Source organism: Kitasatospora sp. NPDC056651, from assembly GCF_042792155.1.
In the GTDB taxonomy this organism is placed as follows: domain Bacteria; phylum Actinomycetota; class Actinomycetes; order Streptomycetales; family Streptomycetaceae; genus Kitasatospora.
Map to the genome: position 1 here is coordinate 1 of NZ_JBHTWX010000049.1, position 26468 is coordinate 26468.

General features: G+C 73.6%; 27 protein-coding genes and 1 pseudogene. 17 read left to right on the plus strand and 11 right to left on the minus strand.

The annotated features are described in order from the left end of the window. The coding region (def, locus tag ACFRAR_RS20070) for a peptide deformylase (RefSeq protein WP_380699460.1) at nt 1-573 on the minus strand (573 nt) is incomplete at its 3' end. Between the two features lie 65 nt (nt 574-638). Between def and ACFRAR_RS20075 the strand changes: the two genes are divergently transcribed. Continuing rightward, nucleotides 639-1157, plus strand: coding sequence for a helix-turn-helix domain-containing protein (locus tag ACFRAR_RS20075; RefSeq protein WP_380699461.1), 519 nt, complete (start codon nt 639-641; stop codon nt 1155-1157). A 1-nt stretch (nt 1158) separates the two neighbouring features. On the opposite strand, the gene ACFRAR_RS20080 is transcribed toward ACFRAR_RS20075, so the two are convergent. Then, nucleotides 1159-1692, minus strand: a complete 534-nt coding sequence (locus tag ACFRAR_RS20080) for a hypothetical protein (RefSeq protein ID WP_380699462.1) — start codon at nt 1690-1692, stop codon at nt 1159-1161. A 125-nt stretch (nt 1693-1817) separates the two neighbouring features. Here ACFRAR_RS20080 and ACFRAR_RS20085 point away from each other — a divergent pair, with 125 nt between their 5' ends. Further along, nucleotides 1818-2420: a GrpB family protein gene (locus ACFRAR_RS20085; RefSeq protein ID WP_380699463.1), complete on the plus strand. Its 603-nt coding sequence runs from the start codon at nt 1818-1820 to the stop codon at nt 2418-2420. 6 nt (nt 2421-2426) lie between these two features. Here the strand turns inward: ACFRAR_RS20085 and hemC are convergent, their stop codons facing one another. From hemC to ACFRAR_RS20100, 3 genes are all read right to left on the minus strand, one after another. Next, nucleotides 2427-3362 carry a hydroxymethylbilane synthase gene (hemC, locus tag ACFRAR_RS20090; RefSeq protein ID WP_380699464.1) on the minus strand — a complete coding sequence of 312 codons (936 nt, stop codon included), beginning with the start codon at nt 3360-3362 and terminating at the stop codon, nt 2427-2429. A 101-nt stretch (nt 3363-3463) separates the two neighbouring features. After that, nucleotides 3464-5773 (minus strand): FtsX-like permease family protein, encoded by a 2310-nt coding sequence (locus ACFRAR_RS20095; RefSeq protein WP_380699465.1) that lies wholly within the window; start codon nt 5771-5773, stop codon nt 3464-3466. Beyond that, nucleotides 5770-6495, minus strand: a complete 726-nt coding sequence (locus ACFRAR_RS20100; protein ID WP_380699466.1) for an ABC transporter ATP-binding protein — start codon at nt 6493-6495, stop codon at nt 5770-5772. The genes ACFRAR_RS20095 and ACFRAR_RS20100 overlap by 4 nt, the downstream gene beginning before the upstream one ends. Nucleotides 6496-6634: 139 nt before the next feature. On the opposite strand from ACFRAR_RS20100, the gene ACFRAR_RS20105 reads away from it, so the two are divergent. The 6 genes from ACFRAR_RS20105 to ACFRAR_RS20130 all read left to right on the plus strand — a co-directional run bounded on the left by ACFRAR_RS20105 (nt 6635) and on the right by ACFRAR_RS20130 (nt 12058). After that, nucleotides 6635-7465 carry a sensor histidine kinase gene (locus tag ACFRAR_RS20105; protein ID WP_380699467.1) on the plus strand — a complete coding sequence of 277 codons (831 nt, stop codon included), beginning with the start codon at nt 6635-6637 and terminating at the stop codon, nt 7463-7465. Between the two features lie 11 nt (nt 7466-7476). Further along, nucleotides 7477-8253 carry a response regulator gene (locus ACFRAR_RS20110; RefSeq protein WP_380699468.1) on the plus strand — a complete coding sequence of 259 codons (777 nt, stop codon included), beginning with the start codon at nt 7477-7479 and terminating at the stop codon, nt 8251-8253. A 189-nt stretch (nt 8254-8442) separates the two neighbouring features. Then, nucleotides 8443-9648 carry a cytochrome P450 gene (locus tag ACFRAR_RS20115; RefSeq protein ID WP_380699469.1) on the plus strand — a complete coding sequence of 402 codons (1206 nt, stop codon included), beginning with the start codon at nt 8443-8445 and terminating at the stop codon, nt 9646-9648. Nucleotides 9649-9732: 84 nt separating this feature from the next. Next, a complete protein-coding gene (locus ACFRAR_RS20120; RefSeq protein WP_380699470.1) occupies nt 9733-10890 on the plus strand; it encodes a type III polyketide synthase in 1158 nt (385 codons plus the stop codon). Then, complete coding sequence (locus tag ACFRAR_RS20125; RefSeq protein WP_380699471.1) at nt 10890-11474, plus strand: NUDIX hydrolase; 585 nt, start codon at nt 10890-10892, stop codon at nt 11472-11474. Before ACFRAR_RS20120 ends, ACFRAR_RS20125 begins: the two co-directional genes overlap by 1 nt. 140 nt (nt 11475-11614) lie before the next feature. Further along, nucleotides 11615-12058 carry an SHOCT domain-containing protein gene (locus tag ACFRAR_RS20130; protein ID WP_380699472.1) on the plus strand — a complete coding sequence of 148 codons (444 nt, stop codon included), beginning with the start codon at nt 11615-11617 and terminating at the stop codon, nt 12056-12058. A 70-nt stretch (nt 12059-12128) separates the two neighbouring features. Here the strand turns inward: ACFRAR_RS20130 and ACFRAR_RS20135 are convergent, their stop codons facing one another. After that, nucleotides 12129-14678 carry a Tex family protein gene (locus ACFRAR_RS20135; RefSeq protein ID WP_380699473.1) on the minus strand — a complete coding sequence of 850 codons (2550 nt, stop codon included), beginning with the start codon at nt 14676-14678 and terminating at the stop codon, nt 12129-12131. Nucleotides 14679-14868: 190 nt separating this feature from the next. Between ACFRAR_RS20135 and ACFRAR_RS20140 the strand changes: the two genes are divergently transcribed. The 4 genes from ACFRAR_RS20140 to ACFRAR_RS20155 all read left to right on the plus strand — a co-directional run bounded on the left by ACFRAR_RS20140 (nt 14869) and on the right by ACFRAR_RS20155 (nt 17743). Further along, nucleotides 14869-15261: a PPOX class F420-dependent oxidoreductase gene (locus tag ACFRAR_RS20140; protein ID WP_380699474.1), complete on the plus strand. Its 393-nt coding sequence runs from the start codon at nt 14869-14871 to the stop codon at nt 15259-15261. Nucleotides 15262-15379: 118 nt separating this feature from the next. Beyond that, nucleotides 15380-16291, plus strand: a complete 912-nt coding sequence (locus ACFRAR_RS20145) for an aminoglycoside phosphotransferase family protein (protein WP_380699475.1) — start codon at nt 15380-15382, stop codon at nt 16289-16291. Between the two features lie 65 nt (nt 16292-16356). Beyond that, nucleotides 16357-16998: a TetR/AcrR family transcriptional regulator gene (locus ACFRAR_RS20150; protein WP_380699476.1), complete on the plus strand. Its 642-nt coding sequence runs from the start codon at nt 16357-16359 to the stop codon at nt 16996-16998. Between the two features lie 10 nt (nt 16999-17008). Next, nucleotides 17009-17743, plus strand: coding sequence for a tyrosine-protein phosphatase (locus ACFRAR_RS20155; RefSeq protein WP_380699477.1), 735 nt, complete (start codon nt 17009-17011; stop codon nt 17741-17743). Nucleotides 17744-17798: 55 nt separating this feature from the next. Here the strand turns inward: ACFRAR_RS20155 and ACFRAR_RS20160 are convergent, their stop codons facing one another. Continuing rightward, entirely contained in the window at nt 17799-18725 is a 927-nt protein-coding gene (locus ACFRAR_RS20160) for a pentapeptide repeat-containing protein (RefSeq protein WP_380699478.1), read from the minus strand. A 128-nt stretch (nt 18726-18853) separates the two neighbouring features. Between ACFRAR_RS20160 and ACFRAR_RS20165 the strand changes: the two genes are divergently transcribed. Next, the gene (locus ACFRAR_RS20165; protein WP_380699479.1) at nt 18854-19510 is read left to right on the plus strand and encodes a GNAT family N-acetyltransferase; all 657 of its coding nucleotides are present in this window, start codon (nt 18854-18856) and stop codon (nt 19508-19510) included. Between the two features lie 98 nt (nt 19511-19608). Here the strand turns inward: ACFRAR_RS20165 and ACFRAR_RS20170 are convergent. Beyond that, nucleotides 19609-19962, minus strand: a pseudogene (locus tag ACFRAR_RS20170) (winged helix-turn-helix transcriptional regulator); the annotation flags it as partial. A gap of 97 nt (nt 19963-20059) precedes the next feature. On the opposite strand from ACFRAR_RS20170, the gene ACFRAR_RS20175 reads away from it, so the two are divergent. Together ACFRAR_RS20175 and ACFRAR_RS20180 are read left to right on the plus strand one after the other, a co-directional pair. Then, nucleotides 20060-21274, plus strand: a complete 1215-nt coding sequence (locus ACFRAR_RS20175) for a pyridoxal phosphate-dependent aminotransferase (protein WP_380699480.1) — start codon at nt 20060-20062, stop codon at nt 21272-21274. An 18-nt stretch (nt 21275-21292) separates the two neighbouring features. Further along, the gene (locus ACFRAR_RS20180; RefSeq protein WP_380699481.1) at nt 21293-21625 is read left to right on the plus strand and encodes a YnfA family protein; all 333 of its coding nucleotides are present in this window, start codon (nt 21293-21295) and stop codon (nt 21623-21625) included. A gap of 54 nt (nt 21626-21679) precedes the next feature. Here the strand turns inward: ACFRAR_RS20180 and ACFRAR_RS20185 are convergent, their stop codons facing one another. From ACFRAR_RS20185 to ACFRAR_RS20195, 3 genes are all read right to left on the minus strand, one after another. Beyond that, the gene (locus ACFRAR_RS20185; protein WP_380699482.1) at nt 21680-23347 is read right to left on the minus strand and encodes a fibronectin type III domain-containing protein; all 1668 of its coding nucleotides are present in this window, start codon (nt 23345-23347) and stop codon (nt 21680-21682) included. 192 nt (nt 23348-23539) lie between these two features. Continuing rightward, the gene (locus tag ACFRAR_RS20190; RefSeq protein ID WP_380699483.1) at nt 23540-23794 is read right to left on the minus strand and encodes a hypothetical protein; all 255 of its coding nucleotides are present in this window, start codon (nt 23792-23794) and stop codon (nt 23540-23542) included. A 184-nt stretch (nt 23795-23978) separates the two neighbouring features. Next, nucleotides 23979-24413 carry a (2Fe-2S) ferredoxin domain-containing protein gene (locus tag ACFRAR_RS20195; protein ID WP_380699484.1) on the minus strand — a complete coding sequence of 145 codons (435 nt, stop codon included), beginning with the start codon at nt 24411-24413 and terminating at the stop codon, nt 23979-23981. A 201-nt stretch (nt 24414-24614) separates the two neighbouring features. Between ACFRAR_RS20195 and lepB the strand changes: the two genes are divergently transcribed. Both lepB and ACFRAR_RS20205 read left to right on the plus strand, forming a co-directional pair. Continuing rightward, the gene (gene lepB, locus ACFRAR_RS20200; protein ID WP_380699485.1) at nt 24615-25262 is read left to right on the plus strand and encodes a signal peptidase I; all 648 of its coding nucleotides are present in this window, start codon (nt 24615-24617) and stop codon (nt 25260-25262) included. 85 nt (nt 25263-25347) lie between these two features. Then, the gene (locus ACFRAR_RS20205; protein WP_380699486.1) at nt 25348-26331 is read left to right on the plus strand and encodes an AraC family transcriptional regulator; all 984 of its coding nucleotides are present in this window, start codon (nt 25348-25350) and stop codon (nt 26329-26331) included. Nucleotides 26332-26468 lie beyond the last annotated feature (137 nt).

The following is a 26468-nucleotide window of genomic DNA, read 5'->3' on the forward strand; positions in this document are numbered from 1 at the left end:
CTTGGCGGCCCGTGCCTCGCGCGCGGCGAAGATCTTCTCCCGGCGGTCGGCGGTCTGCTTCAGCATCCGCTTGCGGTCGCGGGCGGAGAGCCGGTCGATGTAGAGGCCGCCGTTCAGGTGGTCGGTCTCGTGCTGGAGGCAGCGGGCGAAGTACCCGGCGCCCTCGATGACGACCGGCTCGCCGTTCTTGTCGACTCCGCGCACCACGGCGTGGGCGGGGCGGGCGAGTCGGGTGTTGGCGCCGGGGACGGAGAGGCAGCCCTCGGTCTCCTCGATCAGCGCGCGGCCGGGTTCCTGTTCGTCGACCACCGGGTTGAGTACGTGCCCGGTGTGCCGGACGCCGTCGTCGTCCACGCAGTCGTAGACGAACAGCCGCAGGTCCACGTCCACCTGGTTCGCCGCCAGGCCGCAGCCCTCGGCCACCTCCATGGTGGCGAACATGTCCTCGATGAGGCGCTCCAGGCGCTCGCTGCCGAAGTCCTCCTCGGTGGCCGTCCGGCAGGCCCGGCGCAGGATCTCCTCCCCCACCTCGGTGATCCGCAGGACGGTCGGCCGTTCGCGCAGCTCGGACACGGGAGGGCACTCCTTCGAGAGACGGTACTTGCGGTCGGACTTTGCAAAGTAGCAGACTTTGCAAAGTGACCGAAGACCTCGTCAGAACCGGCCCGCTCCCCGAGCACGCCGTCCGCACCGCGCTGCTGGAGCTGCTGGCCGAGCACGGCACCGTCACCTCCACCGCGGCCGCCGCCCGGCTCGGCCTCAGCTCCGGCCTCTGCTCGTTCCACCTGCGGCAGCTCGCCCGGTACGGGCTGATCGAGGAGGCCCCGGCCACCGACGGGCGGGCCCGGCCGTGGCGCCTGCCGAAACCCCAGGAGCCGTCCCCCGCAAGCGAGTTCGACGAGCTGGCACGCGGCCTGGAGGACGAGAGCCATCAGCGCTGGCTCGCCCGGCGCGCCGACGCCCCTCCCGAGTGGCAGCAGGACGAGGCCTTCAGCACCGTCGTCTACCTGACGCCCGCCGAGCTGGCCGCCGTCGGCGGCGAGGTCCGCCGGCTCCTGGCCCGCTACCGGGACCGCGAGGGCGACCCGGCCGCCCGGCCCGCCGGAGCCCGCCCGGTCGCCGCCGTCGCCCGGCTCTTCCCGCTGCTCGACCGGTAGGTCAGACAGCCCTCGAACGCGCCCGCACCGCCCGGACGACCGGCCCCGCGACCAGCCCCAGCGCCGCCCCCAGGACGACCCCCTGCACGCCGTCCCACACGTCCTGCACGTCGCAGGCCCGGCCGATCGCGGGCACCGCGTACTGCACCGCCGACACCGCGAACGGCAGCGCCGCCGCGCCCAGCAGCGCCACCGCCACCCGTCGCCGGTTGCCCGCCAGCGCCGCCGCGAAGCCGACCGGGACGTAGGTCGCCAGCTTGAGTTCGATGTCCCGGACGTGCAGCAGCTCGTCCGGCGAACGCCACCGGCCGCCCAGCACGGTGCAGTGCCGGACGCCGCCCTCGGAGAGCTCGAAGGCCTGGGGCAGCAGCGTCGAGACGACCACGCCGCCGAGCCCGAGCAGCAGCAGGAAGCCCACCACCCAGTGGGCCCGCAGCAGCCGCCCCACCGGCCGGTTCAGCAGAGCCGCGGGCACCAGCGAGAGCAGCAGCCCGGGCCAGAACATCGGCATGCCGCCGAGCACCGAACTGATCACGCCCCATACGGACGCCCCGGGCGCCCGCCCGGTTCTCGTTCCGGGCGGGGAGAATCACCGGATAGTCACTGCCCAGTTACTGCATGAACCCGTCAGAAGAGCCACCGGAACAGAAGGAGTCGGCCATGTCCGAGCAGGAGATCCCCCGCGTCCCCATGACCACCGAGGAGATCGAGGCCGCCAACCTGGGCGCGCCCACCAGGCTCGACGGCCGGGTCACCCTCCACGAGTACGACCCCCGGTGGCCCGCGGCCTTCGCGCGGGAGGCCGCCCTGATCGAGGAGCGCCTGGCCCGCCTCGACCACCGGATCGAGCACGTCGGCTCCACCTCCGTGCCCGGCCTCCCCGCCAAGCCGGTGATCGACGTGCTGCTGATCGTCCCGGACTCCGGGGACGAGCCGTCCTACCTGCCCGCCCTCGAAGCCCTGGGCTACCGGCTCGCCGTCCGCGAACCCGAGTGGTACGAGCACCGCGTCCTGCGCCGGCACGGCATCGGCCCCGGCGCCGACTACGTCAACCTCCACGTACTGTCCGCCGGGTGCCCCGAGAACGACCGGATGCTGCGCTTCCGCGACCGGCTGCGCCGCCACGACGGCGACCGCGAGCTGTACGCCGCCACCAAGCGGGCGCTGGCCGAGCAGTCCTGGGAGTACCTCCAGAACTACGCCGACGCCAAGTCCGAGGTGATCGGCGGCATCATCGAACGGGCCACAGCCGAAGAAGGTTAGAGCGGCTCAGTGCGGGATCGAGGAGATCAGCTCCTGCGCCCCCTGCCGCTTGAGCGCCAGGGCCACCGAGGTCCCGAGGTCCTCCGGGGAGAGCGCGCCGGCCCACTCGTGGGCGTCCAGCACCCGCTTGCCGTCCGGGGTGAAGACCCGGCCGCGCAGCGAGAGCCGGCCGTCCCGCTCGGCCCGGGCGTACCCGGCGATCGGGCTGTTGCAGTGGCCCTGGAGGGCGTGCAGGAACATCCGCTCGGCCGCGGCCTCGCGCCAGGTGTCGTGGTGGCCGAGGCCGGTGACCGCCTCGATGGTCGCGGTGTCGCCCTCGCGGCACTGGAGGACGAGGATGCCCGCGCCGATCGGCGGGCACATCGCCTCGATGCCGAGCACCTCGGTGATCCGCGCCTGCTCGCCGATCCGCTCCAGGCCGGAGGCCGCGAGCAGCAGGGCGTCCGCCTCCCCGGCGGCCAGCTTGGCGAGCCGGCTGTTGGCGTTGCCGCGGATCGGCACGCACTCCAGGTGCGGGTGGGCGGCGGCGAGTTGGGCGACCCGGCGGACGGAGGAGGTGCCGATCCGGGTGCCGGCGGGGAGTTCGGCCAGCGGCAGGCCGCCGGGGTGGACGAGGGCGTCGCGGATGTCGTCGCGGCGCAGGTAGGCGGCGAAGACCGTCCCCGCCGGGAGCGGGCGGTCGGCGGGCACGTCCTTGAGGCAGTGGACGGCGACGTCGGCCTCTCCGGCGAGGAGCGCGGCGTCGACCTCCTTGGTGAAGGCGCCCTTGCCGCCGAGTGCGGCGAGATCACCCGTCCAGCGGTCGCCCGAGGTGGTGACGGGGACGACCTCGGTGCGCAGCCCGGGGTGCAGGGCGGCGAGTTCGGTGCGGACCCGCTCGACCTGGGCGAGCGCCATGGGCGAGGAGCGGGAGACGATGCGGATCAGCTCAGCGGTGGCCATGGCGCGATGATAGGGCCTCGAACAAGGCGTGGTGACGCCACGTCAGCCGACCTCGCGACGTGGCGCCACCTCGGCCCGGAGGGGCCCGGAACCCGTCCCGGTCACTCGTTGTGCAGCACCTCGGCGATCGGCAACCGGGCCGCCGAGCGGGCCGGGACGAGGGCGCCGAGGACGGCGATCACGACTCCCGCGGCGCCGACGCCGGTGAGCAGCGGGGCGTTCCAGACGTCCATCGTCCACTCCGGGAAGAGGATGCTCCCGACGTTCTCGATGAGCAGCCGGTGCGCCAGGATCCCGGCCGGGACGCCGAGGAGCGCGCTGACCACGCCCTGCCAGGCCACCGAGGTGACCGTCATCGCCACCACCTGGCGGGGCGTCATGCCGATCGACTTGAGCATGCCGAGGTCCCGGCGGCGCTCGCGGATGGTGAGCAGCAGGGTGTTGAAGACGCCGAGCGAGGCGACCACCGACAGCAGGATGGTGAAGATCGTGGCGAAGCTGACGACCGCGACGATCGGGCCGGCCGGGTCGGGTGCGAACACCCGGGCGGAGAGGCTCGGGTCGGCGGCCGTCACGGCCCGCTGGTAGGCCTCGGCGTCGGCGCCCTGGGCGAGCCTGATGTCGTACTCGACCGCGTGCGGGTCGTCGGTGAGGGCGGCCCGGGTGAGGTCGTTGGAGGTGAAGGCCCGGGCGTTGCCCTGGACCAGCTCGCCGACGACGGTGACGGTCAGCCGCCGCCCGTCGAGGTCGACGGTGAGTTTGTCGCCGAGCTTGAGCCCGTGCTCGCGGAGGAACGAGGGCCCGGCCTCGATCTCGTCCGGCCCGGTCGCCACGCGGCCCCTGACCACGTCGCGCCGCATCTCCTCGGCGAGGTCGTCGCCGCCGTAGAAGTCGGCGAAGACGGGCTGGGTGTAGCCGACCAGGCCGACCTTGACGAGGCCGCGGACGTGGAACCGGTCGGCGCCGGGGGTGGTCCGCAGCATCGTCTCGGTCTGGGCGGGGGTGAGCCGGGGCTCGCTCTTGCTGCCGGAGAAGTGGGCGGTCTGCACCCTGACGTGGGTGTGGCCGTCGTCGTGGCCCACCAGTCTGGTCAGGGTGGTGGCCAGTCCCGACGTCACGGTCACGGTGAGCACGCCGAGCACGATCGCCGACATGGTGAGCGCGGTGCGGCCGGGGCGGGCGAAGGGCTGGCCGAGGCCGAGGCTGACGGCGCGCGGCAGGCGGGTGCCGCTCAGCCACCGCTGGACCTTCAGTCCGCGCCCGGTGCGCGGCGCGCTGCCGGCCGAGATGGCCTGGGCGGCGGAGAGCCGGTGGGCGCGCGAGGCCGGGAGGAGGGCGGCGAGGACCACCAGCAGCGGGACGCTGACCAGGGTGGCGGCGGGCAGCCAGCCGGCCGGTTCGATCACGGCGGTGCCGGTGGTGATCCCGGAGAAGGCCGACTTGAGGATCGGGTGGGCCGCCACCCAGCCGGCCGCCGTGCCGAGGACGGTGCCGGCGACGGCGGGCACCGAGACCATGGTCAGGTAGACGGTGACCACCTGGCGCGGGGTGAAGCCGATCGCCTTCAGCACGCCGATGTGCCGGTAGCCGGAGACGACCGCGCCGCTCACCACGTTGCCGACGATCAGCGCGGCGACGACCAGGCCGAGCACGCCGAAGACCGTCATGAGCGGCAGGTAGGCGTCGGCGCCGGCGGAGAAGGCGTCCTTGAGCACCAGGTAGGACTGGACGTTGGTGAGCGCGCCCTTCGGCAGGCCCTCGGTGGCGCCGGCCAGGGCGGCGGTGAGCCGCTGCTCGTCGGAGGCGTCGGAGAACCGGTAGAGCATCTGCCGGGCGACGGGGTGCAGGGCGGCGGCCTGTTCGGGGGTGACCCAGCCGCCCGCGCTCTGGCTCATGCTGGTGGCGTAGCCGACGATGGTGAGCGTCTGCCCGCCGCTGAGGGGCAGCGGGTAGTCCAGATTCTTCTCCGAGTAGCCGCCGAACGGCTCGTTGATGACCACCTCGCCGGGCTTGCTCGCCCAGCGGCCGCCCAGCAGTCGCACTTGGTCCACCGGGCCGGCCGGGTCGGAGCGGCCGACCAGGGTGAGCGCGCCGGGCGGGCTGCCGACCCAGTCGGTGGGGATCTCCACCACGACCTGGTCGAACGGCCCGGCGGCGGCCTCGACGCCGGGCCGGTGGGCGGTGGCGGCCAGTTGCTCCGCCGGGACCCCGGCCGGGTCGAAGGTCGCGACGACGTGGGCGCCGCGCTGCTGGGCGAACGCGTCGTCGAAGGGGGCCCGGGCGGCGCTGATCACCGCGAGGGCGAGCAGCACGGTCGTGGTGGAGCAGAAGACGACCAGGCCGATCACGATGGTCTGCACCCGGCGGCGCTTCACGGCCGCCCGGGAGGCGCGCCACACGGCGCCGGTCATGACTGCGGCTCCAGCATCCGGTCGGCGGCCACCCGGCCGTCCGCGACCTCGACCAGCCGGCTGGCGCAGCGGGTGGCCAGGGCGGGGTCGTGGGTGACGATCAGCAGGGTCTGGCCGATCTGGTTGAGGTCGATCAGGAGGTCCATCACCTGCTCGCCGGAGCGGCTGTCCAGGGCGCCGGTCGGCTCGTCGGCGAGCAGCAGGGCCGGGCGGTTCATCAGGGCGCGGGCCACCGCGACCCGCTGGCGCTCGCCGCCGCTGAGCGTGGCCGGGTAGACGTCCTTGCGGTGGGCGACGCCGAGTTCGTCGAGCAGTTCCAGCGCCCGGCGGCGGGCCTGGCGGGCGCTGGTGCCGGTCAGCTGGGCGGCCAGGGCGACGTTGTCGAGGGCCGGGAGGTCGTCGATCAGGTTGAAGAACTGGAAGATCATGCCGACGTGGCGGCGGCGGAACAGGGCCAGCCCGGTCTCGTTCAGCTGCCCGAGGTCCTGGCCCTGCACCCGGACGGTGCCGCTGGTGGGCCGGTCCAGTCCGGCCACCATGTTCAGCAGGGTGGACTTGCCGCACCCCGAGGGGCCCATCACGGCGACCGCCTCGCCCGCGCGGATCCGCAGGTCGACGCCGTCGAGCGCCTTGGCCTCGCCGAACTCCTTGTGGACCGCGGACAGCTCGACGACGACCTGGGCGTCGTCCGGCCGGGAGGTCCCGTCGTGATCATTGCTCATGGTGGACGACGGTAGGGGCGGGGCCCTGGCCGAAACGTCCCACCCCGGGTGTAACCGCAGGTGGCCGTAGTACCCGGGATGTACGGGGGCGGCACCCCCGGATGATGTGGATCATGCCGTGACCTGAGAGGCTGACGCCGTGTGGGGAACGTGGTGGGACTGGGGGGCCGTCGCGGTGGCCGGGGCGGCGAGCGCGGGGGCCGGCCGGCTGGCCGTGGCGCTCGCCCGGGCGCGCCGGCTGCACCGGACGGCCATCGGCGAGCGCGGCTGGCTGCTGGAGCGGGAGCGGGAGGCCGCCGCCCGGACGGCCGTGGACGCCGAACGGGCCCGGATCGCCGCGGAGTTGCACGACATCGTGAGCCACAACGTGAGCCTGATGGTGGTGCAGGCCGGGGCCGCGCGCGAGGTGCTGGCCACCATGCCGCAGGAGGCGGCGGCCGCGATGGCCGCGGTCGAGGCGGCCGGGCGGGACACCATGACGGAGCTGCGCCACCTGCTCGGCCTGCTCGCCCCGGCGGCGGACGGCCGCGAGGAGGAGGCGGCGGACGGCTTCGCGCCGCAGCCCAGCCTGAGCCGGCTGAGCCCGCTGATCGACCGGTTCGCCTTCGCCGGACTGCCGGTCGAGGTGCGGATCTCCGGCGAGCCGCGGCCGCTGCCGGGCGGCATCGACGTGACGGCGTTCCGGATCATCCAGGAGGCGCTGACCAACGCGCTCAAGCACGGGGACGGGGTGACGGCGGAGGTGACGGTGCGCTACGCGGACCACTACCTGCGGGTGGAGGTGCTCAACAGCGGCCCGAGCGTGCTCTCCGGGGCGCCGGCACCGGCCGGATCGAGGCCCGACGGCGCGGGGCGCGGGCTGCTCGGCCTGCGCGAGCGGGTCGCGGTGTACGGCGGGGACCTGGACGCCCGGCGCCGGCTCGGCGGCGGCTACCGGGTCCGTGCCCGCATCCCGCTGGACCGGCCGTGACGGAGGACGACATGACCCAGGAACCCCGAGTGCCCCAGGACCGGGACCAGGGCCGGGACCGGAAGCAGAACCAGGGCCGGGAGCAGAACCAGGACCGGGACCAGGGCCGGGAGCGCCGCCCGCGGGTGGTGATCGCCGACGACCAGGAGCTGGTGCGCACCGGCTTCCGGATGATCCTGACCGCGCGCGGCATCGACGTGGTGGCCGAGGCCGCCGACGGCGCCGAGGCGGTGGCCGCCGCCGTGCTGCACCGCCCGGACGTCGCGCTGCTGGACATCCGGATGCCGGCCATGGACGGCCTGGAGGCCGCCCGGCGCATCCTGGCCCAGGCCCCCGGCTGCCGGGTGATCATGCTGACCACCTTCGACCTGGACCACTACGTCTACGCCGCGCTGTCCGCCGGGGCCAGCGGCTTCCTGCTCAAGGACGTCACCTCGGCCCACCTCGCCGCCGCCGTCCGGCTGGTCGACACCGGGGACGCGCTGCTCGCCCCCTCGATCACCCGGCGGCTGGTGGAGCGCTTCGCGGCCGGTGCCCCGCGCCCGGCACCCGGCAGCGACTCCCCGCCGCTGCACCGCGACCTCGCGCCGCTCACCCCGCGCGAGGCGGAGGTGCTCGCGCTGCTCGGCCGCGGGCTGTCCAACACCGAGCTGGCGCGCGAACTGACGCTCAGCGAGTCGACGGTGAAGACCCACGTGGCCCGGATCTTCGCCAAGCTCAACCTGCGCGACCGGGCGCAGGCGGTGGTGCTGGCGTACGAGACCGGGCTGGTCGCACCGGGCGGCTGACCGTCAACTCGCCCTCCTGGCGGGTCAATTCGCGTTACTATCATCTGAATCTCACTCCTTAGAGGTAACTTTCAGCCAAATTCCCCTTTTTACCCATTCATGGGGCACCATCTGCATGTCCACGCCCGAACGAGACCGACACCCCTCGGGCGCCTCCCCCCGGCATGACGATGACAATTGGACCGGCCCGTGACCCCCAGCACCCCCGTGTGGGACTGCCCCTTCCAGCACACCGAAGGCCTGGAGTTCGACCCCCTCCTGAAGCGACTGCTCACCGAGGCCCCGGTCGCCAGGATCCGGCTGCCGCACGGCGAGGGCGAGGCCTGGCTGGCCACCCGCTACGAGGACGTCAAGGTGGTCACCACCGACCGCCGGTTCAGCCGCGCCGCCGGCATCGGCCGCGACCTGCCCCGGATGACACCCGCCCCGATCGCCCAGGCCGAGGCGATCAACCTGATGGACCCGCCCGCCCACAACCGGCTGCGCCGGCTGGTCGCCCAGGGATTCACCAACCGCCAGGTCGAACGGATGCGCCCGGCCACCCAGCGGACGGTCGACGGCTACTTCGACGAGATGACCGAACACGGCGCCCCCGCCGACCTGATGCGCTTCCTCGCCGCCCGCCTCCCGCTCACCACCATCTGCGAGCTGCTGGACATCCCCGCCGCCGACCGCGCCGAACTGCGCGGCCACGCGGTCGCGATGATGCGGATGGGCCCGGACGGCCGGGACGCCCAGGAGGCCGCCAAGACCGCGCTGCGCGCGTACTTCGGCGAACTGACGGCCGCCCGCCGGGCCCGCCCGGGCGAGGACCTGGTCAGCGCCCTCGCCACCGCCCGCGACGGCGACGAACTGCTCGACCCGGACGAGCTGACCGTGATGGCGATGGTCCTGCTGGTCACCGGCCACGACACCAGCACCTACCAGCTCGGCAACCTCACCTACACCCTGCTCACCCACCCCGAGCAGCTCGCCAAGCTGCGGGCCCAGCCGGAGATGCTGCCCCGGGCGCTGGAGGAGCTGCTGCGCTTCGTCCCGTTCCGCCAGGGCGTCGGCATCGCCCGGGTCGCCACCGAGGACGTCGAGCTGGGCGGGGTGCTGATCAGGGCCGGCGAGGCCGTGCACGTCTCCTACCTGACCGCCAACCGGGACCCGGCCTTCCACGAACGCCCCGACGAGCTGGACCTCGACCGCGGCGCGCCCACCCACATGGCCTTCGGGTACGGCCAGCACCACTGCCTCGGCTCGCACCTGGCCCGGATGGAGCTCCAGGTCGCCATCGGCACGCTGCTGCGCCGCTTCCCCCGCCTGCGGCTGGCCGTCGAGCCCGCCGAACTCGACTGGAACTCCGGCTCGATCTGGCGCTTCCCGCGCACCCTGCCGGTGGCCTGGTAGCCACCCGCCCCCGCCCGACCCGCCCTCCTCCACCTCTTCCACGCGTCCACCGGCCTGCACCAGGCCCCCAGGGAAGACCCGCCCATGGCCACACTGTGCCGCCCGGCGATCGCCGTGCCCGAGCACGTCATCACCCTCGACCAGACCCTCGCCCTGGCCCGCACCCTGCACGCCGGCCACCCCCGGCTCGGCCTGGCACTGCGGCTGATCGAGAACACCGGGGTGCGCACCCGGCACCTGGTCCAGCCGATCGAGCGGACCCTCACCCACCCGGGGTTCACCGTCCGCAACGAGGTGTACCGGCGCGAGGCCGAGCGCCGCGTCCCCGAGGTGGTCGAACGCGCCCTCGGGTACGCCGAGTTGACCGCCCGGGACATCGACCTGATCGTCTACGTGTCCTGCACCGGCTTCATGATGCCGTCGATGACGGCCTGGCTGATCAACACCATGGGCTTCCGCTCGGACACCCGCCAGGTGCCGATCGCCCAGCTCGGCTGTGCGGCCGGCGGCGCCGCCGTCAACCGCGCCCACGACTTCTGCCGCGCCTACCCGGGCGCCAACGTGCTGATCGTCGCCTGCGAGTTCTGCTCGCTCTGCTACCAGCCGACCGACCTCGACGTCGGCTCGCTGCTCTCCAACGGCCTGTTCGGGGACGCCGTCGCCGCCGTGGTGATGCGCGGGCAGGGCGGACGCGGGGTGCAGGTCGAGCGCAACGGCTCACACCTCGTGCCGCACACCGAGGACTGGATCTCGTACGGGGTGAAGGACACCGGCTTCCACTTCCAGCTGGACAAGCGGGTGCCCGGCACGATGGAGCTGCTCGCGCCCGCGCTGCGCGGCCTCGCCGGGGAGCACGGCTGGGACGTCTCCGGGCTCGGCTTCTACATCGTGCACGCGGGCGGCCCGCGCATCCTCGACGACCTGTGCCGCTTCCTCGACCTGGAACCGGCCACCTTCCGCTACAGCCGGGCGACGCTCACCGAGCGCGGCAACATCGCCAGCGCCGTGGTGTTCGACGCGCTGGCCCGGCTGTTCGCCGACGGCGGCGTACCGGAGGGCACCACCGGGCTGATCGCGGGTTTCGGACCGGGCATCACCGCCGAGATCTCGCTGGGCAGTTGGGTCGGCACGGCGGCCGAGGGGGCGCGCCCGCGCCGCCCCCGCGCCATCTCCACCTCCGACATCGCCCTCGTCCATCCGAGCGCCCCCCGCCGTTTCCCGACCGGCACTACGATCTCCTGATGACCGATACCACGGACCGCACCGACGCCTCTGTCAGATCCGCCGAACTCGCCGCACTGTTCCCGGCGTTGCACGCGCCGCAGTACTGGAGCTGGGGGCGGTTCGACGCGCAGTTCTCCACCGAGCTGCCGCCGGACGCACTGGTCACCAACATCCACCTGGTCGGCTTCGCGGACGGTCGGGTGGTGCTCTGCCGCGACGACCGGGACCACTGGTTCCTGCCCGGCGGCACCCGGGAGCGGGACGAGAGCGTCGCCGCCTGCCTGGTCCGCGAGCTGAGCGAGGAGGCGGGCGCCCGGCTGCTCGGCGAGCCCGGGTGGCTGGGCGCGCACCGCTGCCGCACCGAGGACCCGGTGCCGTACCGGCCGTGGCAGCCACACCCGGAGAAGGCCTGGCTGTGGGGCTGGGGCGAGGTCGCGCTGGAGTCCGCGCCGACCAACCCGGCGGACGGCGAGCAGGTGGTCGAGGTCCGCGCGGTGCCGCCCGCGGAGGCCCAGCGGCTGCTGCTGGCCGGGCACGACGCCTGGTGGGGCGAGCTGATCGAGCTGGCGGTGGAGCTGCGGCGGCGGGCGGGGCTGGGCTGAGGCCCGCTCCGGTGCGGCCCGGGGGTCCGGGGGTCCGGGGGTCCGGGGGTCCGGCGTGATTATTCCCGTCGGGCGGGAAGACCACCGGAACGGCCGAACATCAGGAAGCCTTGTCCGTTTTGCGGTGATATGACTCGGCCATGGACACCAAACTGCTGGCCGTGGACTACCCGGCGCTCCACATCTTCTGGACGCTGCTGGAGCTGTTCCTCTGGATCCTCTGGTTCTTCCTGCTGTTCAAGATCATCACGGACATCTTCCGCAGCCACGACCTCAGCGGCTGGGGCAAGGCCGGCTGGCTGGTCCTGGTGATCATCCTGCCGCTGATCGGCGTCCTCGCCTATCTGATCGCCCGCGGGGGCTCGATGGGCAAACGGGACGTCGAACAGGCGCAGCGGTCCGAGGCCGCGTTCAAGGCCTACATCCGTGACGCGGCCGGGACGGCGCCGGAGGGCGGCTCCACCGCGGTCGGCGCCGCCGGCCGCGGCCACGTCGACGACCTGGCGAGACTGGCGGACCTGAAGGACCGGGGTGCCATCTCCGACGAGGAGTACCAGAAGGCCAAGGACAAGCTCCTGACATGACACACCGGGCCGAGGGCCGACGGCCGGCGGGTGCGCTCGAAGCGCCCGCCGGCCGTCGTCACACCGCGGCTCAGCGCCGCCCGGAGCGCCGGTCGCCCGAGCCGCCGTCGCCGCCACCGGCCAGGCCCGCGCGGCGCAGCGCGTCCGCCATGGCGCTGTTGGCCGGCGCACCGCCACCGAAGCCGCCCCGGTCGCCACCCCGGTCGCCGCCACCGCGCCGGTCCTGGCCGCCACGGCCGCCCTGGCCACCGCCCTGACCACCGCCCTGACCACCGCCCTGACCGCCGCCGCGGCGCTCCTGGCGCGGCGGGCGGGCCTGCCGGTCACCGCGCTCACCACGGTCGGCGCGGTCAGCGCCCCGCTCGCCCCGGTCTCCCCGGTCTCCCCGGTCGCCGCCGCGCTCGCGCCCGACCTCGTCGTCCAGCCGCAGGGTCAGCCCGATCCGCTTGCGCGGCACGTCCACCGTGAGCACCCGGACCTTGACGATGTCGCCGGGCTTGACCACCTCGCGCGGGTCCTTGACGAAGTTCCGCGACAGTGCCGAGACGTGCACCAGCCCGTCCTGGTGGACGCCCACGTCCACGAAGGCGCCGAAGGCGGCGACATTGGTGACCACGCCCTCCAGCACCATGCCGACCTCCAGGTCGCCGATCTTGTCGACGCCCTCCTTGAAGGTCGCGGTCCGGAAGGCCGGGCGCGGGTCCCGGCCGGGCTTGTCCAGCTCGCCGAGGATGTCGGTGACGGTCGGGACGCCGAACTTGTCGTCCGCGAAGTCCGCCGGGCGCAGCGCGCGCAGCCGCTCGCCGTTGCCGATCAGCTCGCGCAGCTCCCCGCCGGACGCGGCGAGGATCCGGCGCACCACGGGGTAGGCCTCGGGGTGCACGCTGGAGGCGTCCAGCGGGTCCTCGCCGCCCGGGATGCGCAGGAAGCCGGCGCACTGCTCGAAGGCCTTGGGGCCGAGCCGGGAGACGTCCTTGAGCTGCTTGCGGGTGCGGAACGGGCCGTTGGCGTCGCGGTGGGCCACGATGTTGTCGGCCAGCGTGCCGGTGATCCCGGAGACCCGGGTGAGCAGCGGCGCCGAGGCGGTGTTGACGTCCACGCCGACGGCGTTGACGCAGTCCTCGACCACGGCGTCCAGCGAGCGGGACAGCTTCACCTCGCTGAGGTCGTGCTGGTACTGGCCGACGCCGATCGACTTGGGGTCGATCTTTACCAGCTCGGCCAGCGGGTCCTGGAGCCGGCGGGCGATCGAGACCGCGCCGCGGATCGACACGTCCAGGTCGGGCAGCTCCTGGGAGGCGAACGCGGAGGCCGAGTAGACCGAGGCGCCGGCCTCGCTGACCATCGCCTTGGTGAGCTTCAGCTCGGGGTGGCGCTTGAGGAGGTCCTCGGCGAGCTTGTCGGTCTCCCGGGAGGCGGTGCCGTTGCCGATCGCGACCAGGTCGACGTCGTGCTTCTTCGCCAGGGCCGCCAGGGAGTCGATCGAGGCGTCCCACTTGTTGGCGGGCTGGTGCGGGTAGATCGTCTCGTACGCGACGACCTTGCCGGTGGCGTCCACCACCGCGACCTTCACCCCCGTGCGGAAGCCCGGGTCCAGCCCCATGGTGGCGCGGGTGCCGGCCGGGGCGGCGAGCAGCAGGTCGCGCAGGTTGGCGGCGAAGACCCGCACCGCCTCCTCCTCGGCCTCGGCGCGCAGCCGGGACCGCAGGTCGATGCCGAGCCGCACCAGGACGCGGGTGCGCCAGGCCCAGCGGACGGTGTCACCGAGCCACTTGTCGGCCGGGCGGCCGTGGTCGGCGACGCCGAAGCGGGCGGCGATCCGCTGCTCGTAGTCGTTCTCGCCGGGCAGGTCGCCCTCGGACTCCCCGTCGTACGGGGAGAGTTCGAGGTCCAGCACCTCCTCCTTCTCGCCGCGCAGCATCGCCAGGATGCGGTGCGAGGGGAGCTTGGTGTACGGCTCGGCGAAGTCGAAGTAGTCGGCGAACTTGGCGCCGTCGCCCTCCTTGCCGTCGCGGACGGCGGCGACCAGCCGGCCGCGGGTCCACATCCGCTCGCGCAGCGAGCCGACCAGGTCGGCGTCCTCGCCGAAGCGCTCGACCAGGATCGCCCGGGCGCCCTCCAGGGCGGCGCCCTGGTCGGCCACCGAATCGTTCAGGTACCGGGCGGCGAGCGCGGCCGGGTCCTGGGACGGGTCGGCGAGCAGGGTGTCGGCCAGCGGCTCCAGCCCGGCCTCGCGGGCGATCTGGGCCTTGGTGCGCCGCTTCGGCTTGAACGGCAGGTAGATGTCCTCCAGGCGGGCCTTGGAGTCGGCGGCGAGCACCCGGGCGCGCAGCGCGTCGTCCAGCTTGCCCTGGGCCTCGATCGACTCCAGGACGGCCGCCCGGCGGTCCTCCAACTCGCGCAGGTAGCGCAGCCGCTCCTCCAGGGAACGCAGCTGGGCGTCGTCGAGGGAGCCGGTGACCTCCTTGCGGTAGCGGGCCACGAAGGGGACGGTCGCGCCGCCGTCGAGCAGGTCGACGGCCGCCTTCACCTGCCCCTCGCGGACGCCCAGTTCCTCGGCGATCTTGCGCTCGATCGCCTGCTGGGCCTGCCGGGCCACCTGTTCGACTGGCGTGGTCACGAAGCCGGTCACCTTCTCCTTCAGTGCTTGCGCCGTACGCCCTGCATTCTGGCAGGTGCCGACGGCGGTGCCCGGCCGCACCCGGGGCGGCCGGGCGTGGCGCGGCGTTCCGCATGACCGCGAAGGAGTCCGGACAGCGCCCCATCGAGGCTTGAGCGGGGCCCAGTCGGGGCTTCCTAGGCTGGCGGGCATGGACACTCTGGATGCCGCCGCCGAGTTGGAGCGGCTCGCTGCCGCCAAGTACCTGCTGTTCACCACCTACCGGAAGAACGGCACACCGGTCGCCACCCCGGTGTGGGTCGCGCGTGACGGCGACGCGCTGGTCTTCACCACCGTCACGAAGACGGGCAAGGTCAAGCGCCTGCGCAACCGTTCGGACGTGCTGGTCGGCCCGAGCGACATCCGCGGCAACCTGCTCGGCACCCAGGTGCCGGCCACCGCCGTACTGGACCCGGTCCGGGCGCCCGGCTACCGGAAGCTGCTGCGGCGCAAGTACGGGCTGCTGTGCGCGGTGGCGCTGACCGCCAACGTGCTGCGCTTCGGCAAGGGCGGCACCATCGGCGTGCGGGTCAGCTTCGGCTGACCGCCGCTCGGCCGGTCGGCGGCGGGGCCGCGTCCGGTCGGCCCCGAACGGGCCCCGGAGCGTGCACAGTTCGGGAATCCGGCTGAACCGGGGCGAGCGGCGGAGTACGCTGCCGGGCATGTGCGCTGCCGCCCGGACGCTCCCCGACGGACCGGTGGTCGACGCGGCCCTGGTGCGGCGGCTGATCTCCGCCCAGTTCCCGCAGTGGGAGCGCCTCCCCGTCACCCCGGTGTCCGCCGCCGGGACGGACAACGCGATGTTCCGCCTCGGACCCGAACTCGCCGTCCGGCTGCCCCGGGTGGAGTGGGCGGCGGCCGGCCTCCGGCGGGAGCAGCAGTGGCTGTCCCGGCTGGCACCGCGGCTGCCGCTGCCCGTCCCGGCGCCGCTGGCGGTCGGCCGGCCCGCCGGCGGCTACCCGTGGGAGTGGTCGGTGCTGCGCTGGCTGGACGGCACCAACCCGGTGGCCGGCTCGCTGGGCGCACCCGAGGCGCTCGCCCGGGACCTGGCCGGCTTCGTCAACGCGCTGCGCGCCGCCGATCCGGCCGGCGGCCCGGCCGCCCAGCGCAGCACCCCGCTCGCCGCCCGGGACGGCGCCACCCGCACGGCCATCGCCCAGCTCTCCGGCCACCTCGACGCGGCGGCCGCGACCGCCCTGTGGGAGAGGGCGCTGCGGCTGCCCGGGTACGACGGCCCCCCGGTCTGGATGCACGGCGACCTCACCCCCGGCAACCTGCTGATCTCCCGCACCGGCCGGCTGGCCGCCGTCATCGACTTCGCCCAGATGGGCGTCGGCGACCCGACCGCCGACCTGATCCCCGCCTGGAACCTGCTGCCCGCCGCCGCCCGCCCCGCCTTCCGCGCGGCCGTCGGCGCGGACGAGGCGATGTGGGCCCGCGGCCGCGCCTGGGCCTTCTCCATCGCCCTGGTGACGATCCCGTACTACCGTCACACCGACCAGGCGCGGACCGCCAACGCCCGCCGCGTGGTCCGCGAGGTGCTCGCCGACCGCGGCGCGCCGGCCGCCCGATGACCCCCGGAATTGTCATACCGGGTCAGCAATCTTCCCCGGTCAAGCCGGCTGCTAGCCTGACCCGCATGAGCGGACTGCGGGAGCGCAAGAAGGAGCGGACCCGGCGGGCCATCTCCGAGGCGGCCATCGGACTGTTCCTGGAGCACGGCTTCGACCGGGTGTCGGTGGCGGACGTCGCGGCGGCGGCCGAGGTCTCCAAGCCGACGCTGTTCTCCTACTTCCCCAGCAAGGAGGAGCTGGTCGTCCACCGCTTCGCCGACCACCAGGAACAGTCCGCCGACGTGGTCCGCGGCCGGGGCCCCGACGAGTCGGCGCTCGACGCCCTGCGCCGGGACTTCCTGGACGGCCTCGCCCGGCGTGACCCGGTCACCGGCCTCAACGACCACCCCCAGGTGCTGGCCTTCACCGCCCTGGTCCACGGCACCCCCAGCCTGGCCGCCCGGGTGAGCGCCTACGTCGCCCGCGCCGAGCAGTCCCTCGCCGGGGCACTGCGCGAGGCCCCCGACCTGCCCGCGCCCCGGGAACTCACCGCCACCCTGCTCGCCGCCCAGGTCACCGCCACCCAGCGGGTCCTGGCCCTGCACAACTGGCGCCGCATCGGCGAGGACGGCCGCACCGCCGACGACCTCCACCCCGAGGCCGCCGCCGACGCCGAGCGCGCCTTCGACCTGCTCGCCCACGGATACGCCGATGCCGCCGAAGGCTAGAGTGCCGCGCATGACGACACGCCGGATCGAGTTCGAGGCCCTCCACAACTTCCGCGACCTGGGCGGCCACCCGGCCTCCGACGGACGGACCGTACGGCGGGGCCTGCTCTACCGCTCCGACTCGCTCGGCAAGCTCTCCTCCCCCGGCGACCTGGACAGGCTGCGGTCGCTCGGCGTGCGGACCGTGATCGACCTCCGCTACGACTGGGAGATCGCCGCCAAGGGCCGGGTGCCCGACTTCGAGGGCCTGGAGTACCACAACCTCTCGATCGAGCACCGCCCGTACGACCAGGCCGAGATCGACCCGGAGCTCGACCCCTGGCGCTACCTCGCCGACCGGTTCGCCGAGGTCGCCGAAGACGGGGTGAAGGAGATCCGCCAGGCCCTGGACGTGATCACCGCCGCCGAGGCCCCGGTGGTCTTCCACTGCGCCTCCGGCAAGGACCGCACCGGCCTGATCGCCGCCCTGCTGCTCACCCTGCTCGGCGTCGGCGAGGACGACATCGCCGCCGACTTCGCCCTCACCGAACTCGCCACCCCGCACCTCGTCGCCGACTGGCACGCCGCCCACCCCGGCCGCGAACTGCGCTGGCCCGGCTACGGCCGTGCCCCGGAGACCGTCATCCGCCTCGCCCTCGCCGACCTCGCCGCCCGCCACGGCTCGGTCGAGGCCTACCTCACCGGCACCCTCGGCATCGACCGCGACCAGACCGACGCACTGCGGTCACGACTGCTCACGTTCTGACCACATGCGGCGGATTGCCTGTCACGGGCCCGGGTGGGGCGGTAGCAGCCCGGGATCAGCGGCGGCGGCCCTTGCCCGAGCGGGACCGGGCCCCGGGGCGGGAGCCCGGGCGGGGGCCGGGGCCGGCCGCCGGGGCCGGGGCGACCTCGGGCCAGTGGGCGGGGCGGGTCAGGCCTGCCGGGATGCGGGTGGTGGCGTCGCCGCGGGCCGCGTCCAGCTGGGGCTGGGTGAGGAAGAGCGCCGTACCGAGGTCCGCGCCGGCCAGGTGGGCGTCCCGCAGGTCGGCGCCGACCAGGTCGGCGAGGCGCAGGTCCGCGCCGGAGAGGTCGGCCGCGACGAGCAGGGCGCCGCGCAGGTTGGCCCCGCGCAGGTCGGCGCCGCGCAGGTTGGCGCCGAAGAGGTCGGCGCCCCGGTACTCGCGGCGGTGCGGGACGCCGGCGCGGACCAGTTCGCCGGCCCGCAGCAGCAGCTCGCTGACCCGCCCGCGGTGGGCCGGGACGTCGAGGGCGAGGACCTCCTCGGGGGTGCCGCCGGCCATCCGGTCGGTCTCCGCGAGGGCCTGCCGCAGCTCGTCGTGGACGGGCCCGGCAGCGGCGAAGGTGAGCGCCTCGGTGAGGTAGCGGAGCAGTTCGTGCAGCTGCCGCACGACCGGGAAGACGTCGAACATCGCCTTGGCGCTGTCCGGCTCCTCGCGCCAGCTGCGGCCGCCGAAGGTCACCTGGGAGACCCGCTGCCCGGCGCCGAAGCAGTCGTAGACGGTGCAGCCCTGGAAGCCCCGCTCGCGCAGCTGCGCGTGGATGCCGCAGCCGAAGTCCGCCTGGAGGTTGTGGCAGGGGCTGCCGGCCCGCTTGTTCTCGGCGAAGTCGGTGCCCGCGACGAAGGGCAGGGCGGCGCAGCAGAGCCCGAAGCAACTGCCGCAGTCGGACTCGAGCGGGGTCGGCGCGGCCGCCGTGGGGTCCTGCGGCGACTCGGTCTCGCGCACGTCCGGGATCCTTCCAGCAAGCGGGCGCCGGGCGGCGCCGCGAACCCTGAATCCTACTGGGCGGACAGCCCACGATGCCGGTAAGTTGCGCAAGGCATTAGAGACCATTACAGATAGAGGTGGGCGGCATGCGGGACCCGGACATCAGGGCCCTGGTCCGGAGGTGGATCTCGGGCTGGGCGGTCTCGCGCGGCTCCGCCGAGCCGGTGGACCGGCCCTGGGGCTGGACCATCGACGTCGGCGCACCGGTCGGCGAGGTGGGCCGGCACGTGCTGCCGGAACCGACCGAGACCGAGGTCCGCGAGCTGGCCGAGGCCACCACCGCACCGACCACCTGGCTGAAACTGTTCGCCGAGGACGCGACCGTGCGCCCGTGGCTGGACGAGCGGTGGCGCCTGGACGCGCCGGGCTTCCTGATGACCGCCCCGCTCGCCGCCGAACCGCCCGAGGTCCCGGCCGGCTACACCCTGACCACCTGGGAGCGCGGCGGCGTCCTCCGGGTCCTGGTGCGCACCGAGGCCGGCCACCTCGCCGCCCGCGGCCAGGCGGGCCTGGCCGGCCCGGCGGCCGTACCGGACCAGATCACCACCGCGCCGGAGCACCGCCGCCGGGGCCTGGGCGCCCTGGTGATGCGCACGCTCCAGTCCGCCGCGCACGAGCGGGGCGCGCGCACCGGCGTCCTGGTCGGCACTCCGGAGGGACAGGCGCTCTACACGGCGCTCGGCTGGACCACCCACGCCCCGATGGCGAGTGCGGTCCTGGAACCGGCGAAGGCGGAGGGCTAGGACCGGGCCCGGGTGCGGCAGCGGGTCCGGCCGCTCAGCCGTACGGCCGGTCGTCAGCCGAGGACGGCCGACGTCTCCTCCCCCGCCTTCCGGGGTGTGAACCAGTGCTCCCGCACCGCGTCCGTGGGCCGCTGCTCGCCGAGCGCGGGCAGTCCCCACTCGCCCAACGCCTCGATGACCGGCCGCAGTTCGCGGCCGCGTCCGGTGAGTTCGTAGACCATCGCGTTGGCCGGCCGTTCCAGCCGCCGACGGGTGACCAGTCCGTCGCCCTCCAGCTGCTTGAGCCGGGTGGCCAGGATGTCGGTGGAGACGCCGGGCAGGTCGGCGTGCAGGTCGGTGTAGCGGCGCGGGCCGCCGAGGAGCTCACGGACGATCAGGAGGCCCCAGCGCTCCCCCACCGCGTCCAGGGCGCGGGCGACGGCGCAGTACTGGTCGTAGCTTCGGCGTGACATGCGGAACAGCATAGCCAAGAGGTTGGACTTTCCAAGTACACACTTGGTAGAACAAAGCTGAAGCAACGGAGCGGTGGTGACGGTCGGGAGGCCGCAGATGGAGTTTCGCCAGTCCAGCAAGCTGAATGACGTGTGCTACGAGATTCGCGGCCCGGTGGTCGACCAGGCCAACGCCCTGGAGGAGGCAGGGCACAGCGTGCTGCGGCTGAACACCGGCAACCCGGCCCCGTTCGGCTTCGAGGCGCCGGAGGAGATCCTCCAGGACATCATCCGCAACCTGCCCTCCGCCCACGGTTACAGCGACTCGCGCGGCATCCTGCCGGCCCGCCGCGCGGTGGTGCAGTACTACCAGCAGCGCGGGGTCCAGGGCGTCACCGTCAACGACGTCTACCTCGGCAACGGCGCCTCCGAGCTGATCCAGATGGCCGTCACCGCCCTGGTGGACGACGGCGACGAGGTGCTCGTGCCGATGCCCGACTACCCGCTCTGGACGGCCGCGGTCCGGCTGGCCGGCGGCAAGGCCGTGCACTACCTGTGCGACGAAGAGGCCGAGTGGTACCCGGACCTGGACGACATCGCGGCCAAGATCACCGCCCGGACCAAGGCCATCGTCGTCATCAACCCCAACAACCCCACCGGCGCGGTCTACCCGAAGGAACTGCTGGAGGACATCCTCGACCTGGCCCGCCGCCACCAGCTGATGGTGCTGGCCGACGAGATCTACGACAAGATCCTCTACGACGGCACCGAGCACCACTGCCTGGCCGCCCTGGCCGACGACGTGCTGACGCTCACCTTCAACGGCCTCTCCAAGGCCTACCGGGTGGCCGGCTTCCGCAGCGGCTGGCTGGTCGTCTCCGGCCCCAAGCAGCACGCGAGCGACTACCTGGAGGGCCTGACCATGCTCTCCGGCATGCGGCTGTGCCCCAACGTGCCCGCCCAGTTCGCCGTGCAGGCGGCGCTCGGCGGCCACCAGTCCATCAACGACCTGGTGCTGCCCGGGGGGCGGCTCACCGAGCAGCGCGACGTCGCGGTCAAGGCGCTCAACGAGATCCCCGGCGTCAGCTGCGTCAAGCCCAAGGGCGCCCTCTACGCCTTCGCCCGGCTGGACCCGGCGGTGCACCGGATCGTCGACGACGAGCGGTTCGTGCTGGACCTGCTGCTGCGCGAGAAGATCCACGTCGTCCAGGGCACCGGCTTCAACTGGCCCCGCCCGGACCACTTCCGCTTCGTCACCCTGCCCCGGGCCGACGACCTGGAGACGGCCGTCAACCGGATCGGGCGCTTCCTGGCGACGTACCGCCAGAGCTGACGGCCTACCCTCGACGGCATGACCGTCCTGCGCTCCGTCGCCCTGTTCGCCCTCGCCGCGCTCGCCGAGATCGGCGGCTGCTGGCTGATCTGGCAGAGCGTGCGCGAGCAACGGCCGTGGTGGCTGGCCGGGGTGGGCGTGCTGGTGCTCGGCGCTTACGGCTTCGTCGCCGCCCTCCAGCCGGACAGCGACTTCGGCCGGGTGCTGGCCGCGTACGGCGGGGTCTTCGTGGCCGGCTCGCTGCTCTGGGGCATGGCCGTGGACGGCTTCCGGCCGACCCGCTACGACGTGCTGGGCGCGCTGATCTGCCTGGCCGGGGTCGGCGTCATCATGTACGGGCCCCGGCGCTGAGACTCCAGCACCGGGGCCCGTCAGGCACGTTCGGGGCCTACCGGCCCCGGTCGGCTACCAGCCCCAGCCGCCGCCCTGGCCGTCGTCGTCGTGGTCCGAGTCCCAGCCCTCGCCGACCTTGCGCAGGATCGTGTAGTTGTCGATCTGCGTGCCGTCCTCAGCCAGCGCGGTGACCTTCATGACCGACTTCTGGCCCAGGTGCTTCGGGGTGACGTCGACCTTGATGAAGGAGTAGCCGGTGTAGCGCACCCGCGACCACTGGATGGTCTCGGGGGTCTTCACCTTGCCCTTGCTCCAGTAGTAGGTCTTGACCTCGTCCTGGTGGTTCTCGTGCCCCTCGTAGGTGTCCGGCACGTCGAACTTGTAGAGGCTGCGACCGGCCGCACCCGCGGTGACGTAGACCACGCCGTCCTTGGCCGGCTCGATGGTGGCGCCGCTCGGCACCTGCTTCGAGACCTTGTTGCCGAGGATCGCGTCGGTGCGCTCGTAGATGTGGTTGTGGCCGTTGATGACCAGGTCCACCCGGTACTTCTCGAACAGCGGCACCCAGGCCTCGCGGACACCGCCCTCGGAGGCGTGCGCGACGGTGGTGGAGAAGGCGCAGTGGTGGAAGAAGACCACGACGAAGTCGACGGTCTCGTCGTTGCGCAGGTCCTTGAGGGTGCGCTCCAGCCACTTGGTCTGCTTGTTCGCCGAGACGCCCAGGTTGGCCGGGATCTCGTAGGAGACGTCGTTGGCGTCCAGCGAGATGACGCCGACGTTCTTGTAGCGGAACGTGTAGACGCCGGGGACCTTGCGCGGGTCCGGGCCGTTGTTCGGCAGGAAGAAGCGGGCGTTCTCGCCGCCGTAGCCGTTGGGCGAGTACCAGGCCTCGATGTCGTGGTTGCCGTACGCGACCATCCACGGGATCTCGGCGGCGACCGTCTCGGTCTGGACCAGGAAGTCGTCCCAGGTCTTCGCGTTGAAGACGGACTTGTCCGGGTCGGTGCCGGAACCGGCCGGGTCGGCGTAGCAGATGTCGCCGGCGTGCAGGTGGAAGGCCGGCTTCTGCGCCTTGATGATGTGGTCGTTGCCGGCCGCGTGCGCGCTGACGCCCTGGTCGCCGAAGGCGGTGAAGGTGAACGGCTCGTACACCTTGCCCCAGCGGTGGTCGCGGGAGGGCGCGGTGCGGAAGGTGTGCAGGGTGGAGATCTGCTGCTGCGAGGCCGGGTCGAAGCCGTCGTGGCCGACACCGTAGTAGTACGTGGTGTCGGGCTTCAGGTCCTCCAGCGCCACGTGCAGGTAGTACTGGTCCACCGGCTGGCTGGTCGGGGTCAGCGCCGGGGTGTGCAGCGCGCGGACCTCGGCCTGGACCTTGTGGCTCAGCTCCCACGGGGTCTTGCCGAAGCGCAGGTACGGCTTCTTGACCGGGGCCGGGACCTGCCAGGAGATGCGGAACTGGGTGTCCGGCTCCGGGCCGAACTGGAGGTGACGGCCGATCGGGGCGACCAGCGAACCGTCGATGCCGTCGGTCGTGCCACCGGTCAGCAGCTGCGGACCGGCCGGGGCGGCGAAGGCCGTCCCGCTGCCCAGCGCGCCACCGACGGCGACGGCGCCCACGGTCACGGCGCCGGCGCGCAGCATCCGGCGGCGGGAGAAGCGGGCCCGCAGGTACTCGTGCTGCTCGGCCATGCTCATGCGGTCGGCAAGCTTGGCCGGCACGCCCATGTTGGGGATATCCATGCGCCGGACTCTGTCAGCGGTGCGTTGATCACACGCGGACGCCGGGTGAACGGGCCGCAGCGCGCCGCCCACTCGAACGCCAATGTTCGACCATGAATTGGCAAAGAACGTGTCCGCACGTTCTCGACGACGCATCATGGCCCCCACACGCCCCCGGCCTGATCCGGCGTCGGCCGGCGGGCGGTGGACTGGTCAGCTGGAGGGCTCGTCCCACTGGGTGGCGGTCCGGTTGCCGGTGCCGTCGCAGGTGCGGCAGATCTCGTCCCGGTAGGCGTGCTTGGCGCCGGTCGCGTCCACCCGGTAGCGCACGTAGACCCCGGTGCCGTCGCACAGGAAGCAGTTGCCGCCCCCGCCGCCCACCTCGGTGGTGCCGGTGCCCTGGCAGGTCCGGCAGCTGAGGCCGGCGGTCCGGCCGGTGCCCGCGCAGATGCGGCAGACCGTCGTCATCGGCTTCCTCCCAAACACGCGAACGGCTCGACGCCCCCAGGAACAGGCCCGATGCCACCGGTCATGGTAGTGGCGACGGCCCCCGCACCACCCCGGGACGATCGAACTGGCGGAACGTCGACGGCACCGGCCCCGGGCCCACTCGGTCAGGCGCCCCCGCCCCACTCGGGCAGGTGCCCCGGCCTCACTCGGGCAGGCCCTCGCGGACCCGGCGGGAGACCGAGATCAGCTGGAGGTCCAGCAGGCCCGGCGGATCGGCCAGGCCCGGGCCGCCGGCCCGCACCCAGGCGGCGATGTCGTCGATCATCTCGTCCATCAGCACGAAGCCCAGCCAGACCGGCCGGCCGCCCGCCGCCCGGCCCTCGGCGGAGGGGCCGACCACCACCACGTTGGACTGGGTGCACACGTCCAGGCACGTGACCGCGCGGACCCGGCCCGCCGAGCCGACCGCCGTCCGCAGCCGCTCGTACTGGCCCGCGTGGTCCACCCCGGGGTGCTTCGCCTCGGTGCCGCAGCAGCAGCCCCGGCAGACCGTCACGGTCACGGGCGCGGCGGCGCCCCGCTTGCGGTCCCGGACACCGTCGCGGTCCCGGACACCGTCGCGGTCTCGGCGGCTCATCGGTTCTCCTGACCCCTCCCGGTCGGCGGCGCACTGCGCACCGGCCTCCGCACTGTACCTGTCACCTCTTCGGCGCCTTCCGGCCCGGGTCACATCCGTGCGCACAAGCCCCTCAACAGGAGGCCACCCCTCCAGATAGGATGCGAACCGATCCGCGCCGACAGGGGGGACGCGCGGACGTTCGGGGGAGGTACGCGAAGGATGCCGGAGCGAAGAACCCGGGGCCTGGTGCTCCCGGCGGCCGTGGCCGTGGCCGGAGTCCTGTCCGGGGCTCTCGGCGCCTCGGTGGTGCTGACCGGCGGCTACGCGGTCCACCGGATGACGGGCGACACGATGGGTCCGGAGCTGCGGGAGGGCGACCGGCTGCTGACCGACCGCGTCGCGGCGGCGGACGTCCGGCGCGGCGAGGTCTACCTCGTCGACTCGCCCTGGATGCTCCACCACCTCGTCGTCTCCCGCGTCGCGGCCCTCGGCGGGGACCGGATCGCCTGCGACGGCGGCCGGTTCACCCTGAACGGGCAGCCGCCGGCCGAACCGGCCGCGCGTCAGGCCCACACCTGCTACGTGGACTTCGACGTCACCGTCCCGCCCGGCCGGGCCTTCCTGCTGGGCGACCGGCGGGAGACGGCGATCGACTCCCGGCTCACCACCGGGAGCGGAGACGACGGCACTGTCGACCTCGCCTCGCTCACCGGGCACCGGGTGGTCTGGCACACCGGGCCCGACGCGCCCGAAGCGCCCGGGAAGCTGGCCGGCGCCGTCGGGCTGGGCGCGCTCGGGGCGCTGCTCGCACTCGGCGGGCTGATCGCCTCGGTCGTCACCGCGGCCCGCCGCCGAGGGGCGCACTAGGCAGCACGTCGAAACGCGCCGCCCCGGAGGAAGCCGGGCCGGGGCGGTACTTGGGTTGTGTCGATCTCGCGGACAGGGGGAATCCGTGGTCACCGAAACAGCACCGAGCAAGACCGGACCGGTCTCGCTCTACGAAGGCAACAGCATCGAGGAGCTCCGCCACGTGGTGGGCGAACGGCTGGCCCCGCACCGACTGGCGGTGCTGGGCGAGCAACGGCTCCCGGGCCGGTTCCGTTCGTTCCACGAAGGGTCGGTGGCGCTCTACGACCTCGGGTACGGGGCGCCGGTGCGCCTGTGGACCGGGGAGCTGCCGGACTTCTACAACGTCATCCTGCCGCACGCCGGGGGCGGCCGGGTCGTCTCCAACGGCACCGAGCTGAGCTCCACGCTGTCGGTGGCCGGGCCGGGCGACCGGGTCACCATGGAGTGGGACGCCGGAGCCCTGAACGGGGCGCTGGCGATGTCCCGGCAGACGGTGGAACAGGCGCTCGCGGTCCGGCTCGGCGAGGTGCCGCAGGAGCCGCTGCGCTTCACCGCGGTCCTCGACCCGGCCGATCCGGCCGTCCGGACCTGGCTCGAACTCGTCTTCTTCTTCCGCGAGTTCACCGTCTCCGAACTGGCCCACCGATCCCCCCTGGGGGTGCAGCAGTTCGAGAAGCTGCTGGTCCACGGACTGCTGGACGCCCAGCCCCACTCGCTCGGCCACGACGGCGCCGACCACGGCTCGGCGCTGCTGCCGAGCGCCCTGCGCCGGGCCGCGGACTACTGCGCCGAGCACGCCGGCGAGGCGCTGTCCGTCGCCGACATCGCCCGGGCGGCCCGGGTCAGCCTGCGCACCCTGCGGGAGGGCTTCCGTCGCCACCTGGACACCACGCCACTGGCCTACCTGCGCCGGGTCCGGCTCGACCGCGCCCACCACGACCTGCTCGCCATCGCCGACGGCCGGGCCCGCGGCACGGTGACCGAGGTCGCCTGCCGCTGGGGCTTCACCCACCTCGGCCGGTTCAGCGCGGACTACCGGCAGGCGTACGGGCGCTCGCCCTCGCAGACCCTCGGCAGTGGCGCCTGACGGCCCCGGGTCCGCGCGCGGTGGTGGGGGGCCCCCCGGGGGGGGGGGGGCCCCCCCCCCCCCCCCCCCCCGCCCCCCCCCCCCCCCCGGGGGCCCCCGCGCCCCGGCGGGCATTACCGCCCCGGCCGTTAGGAAAA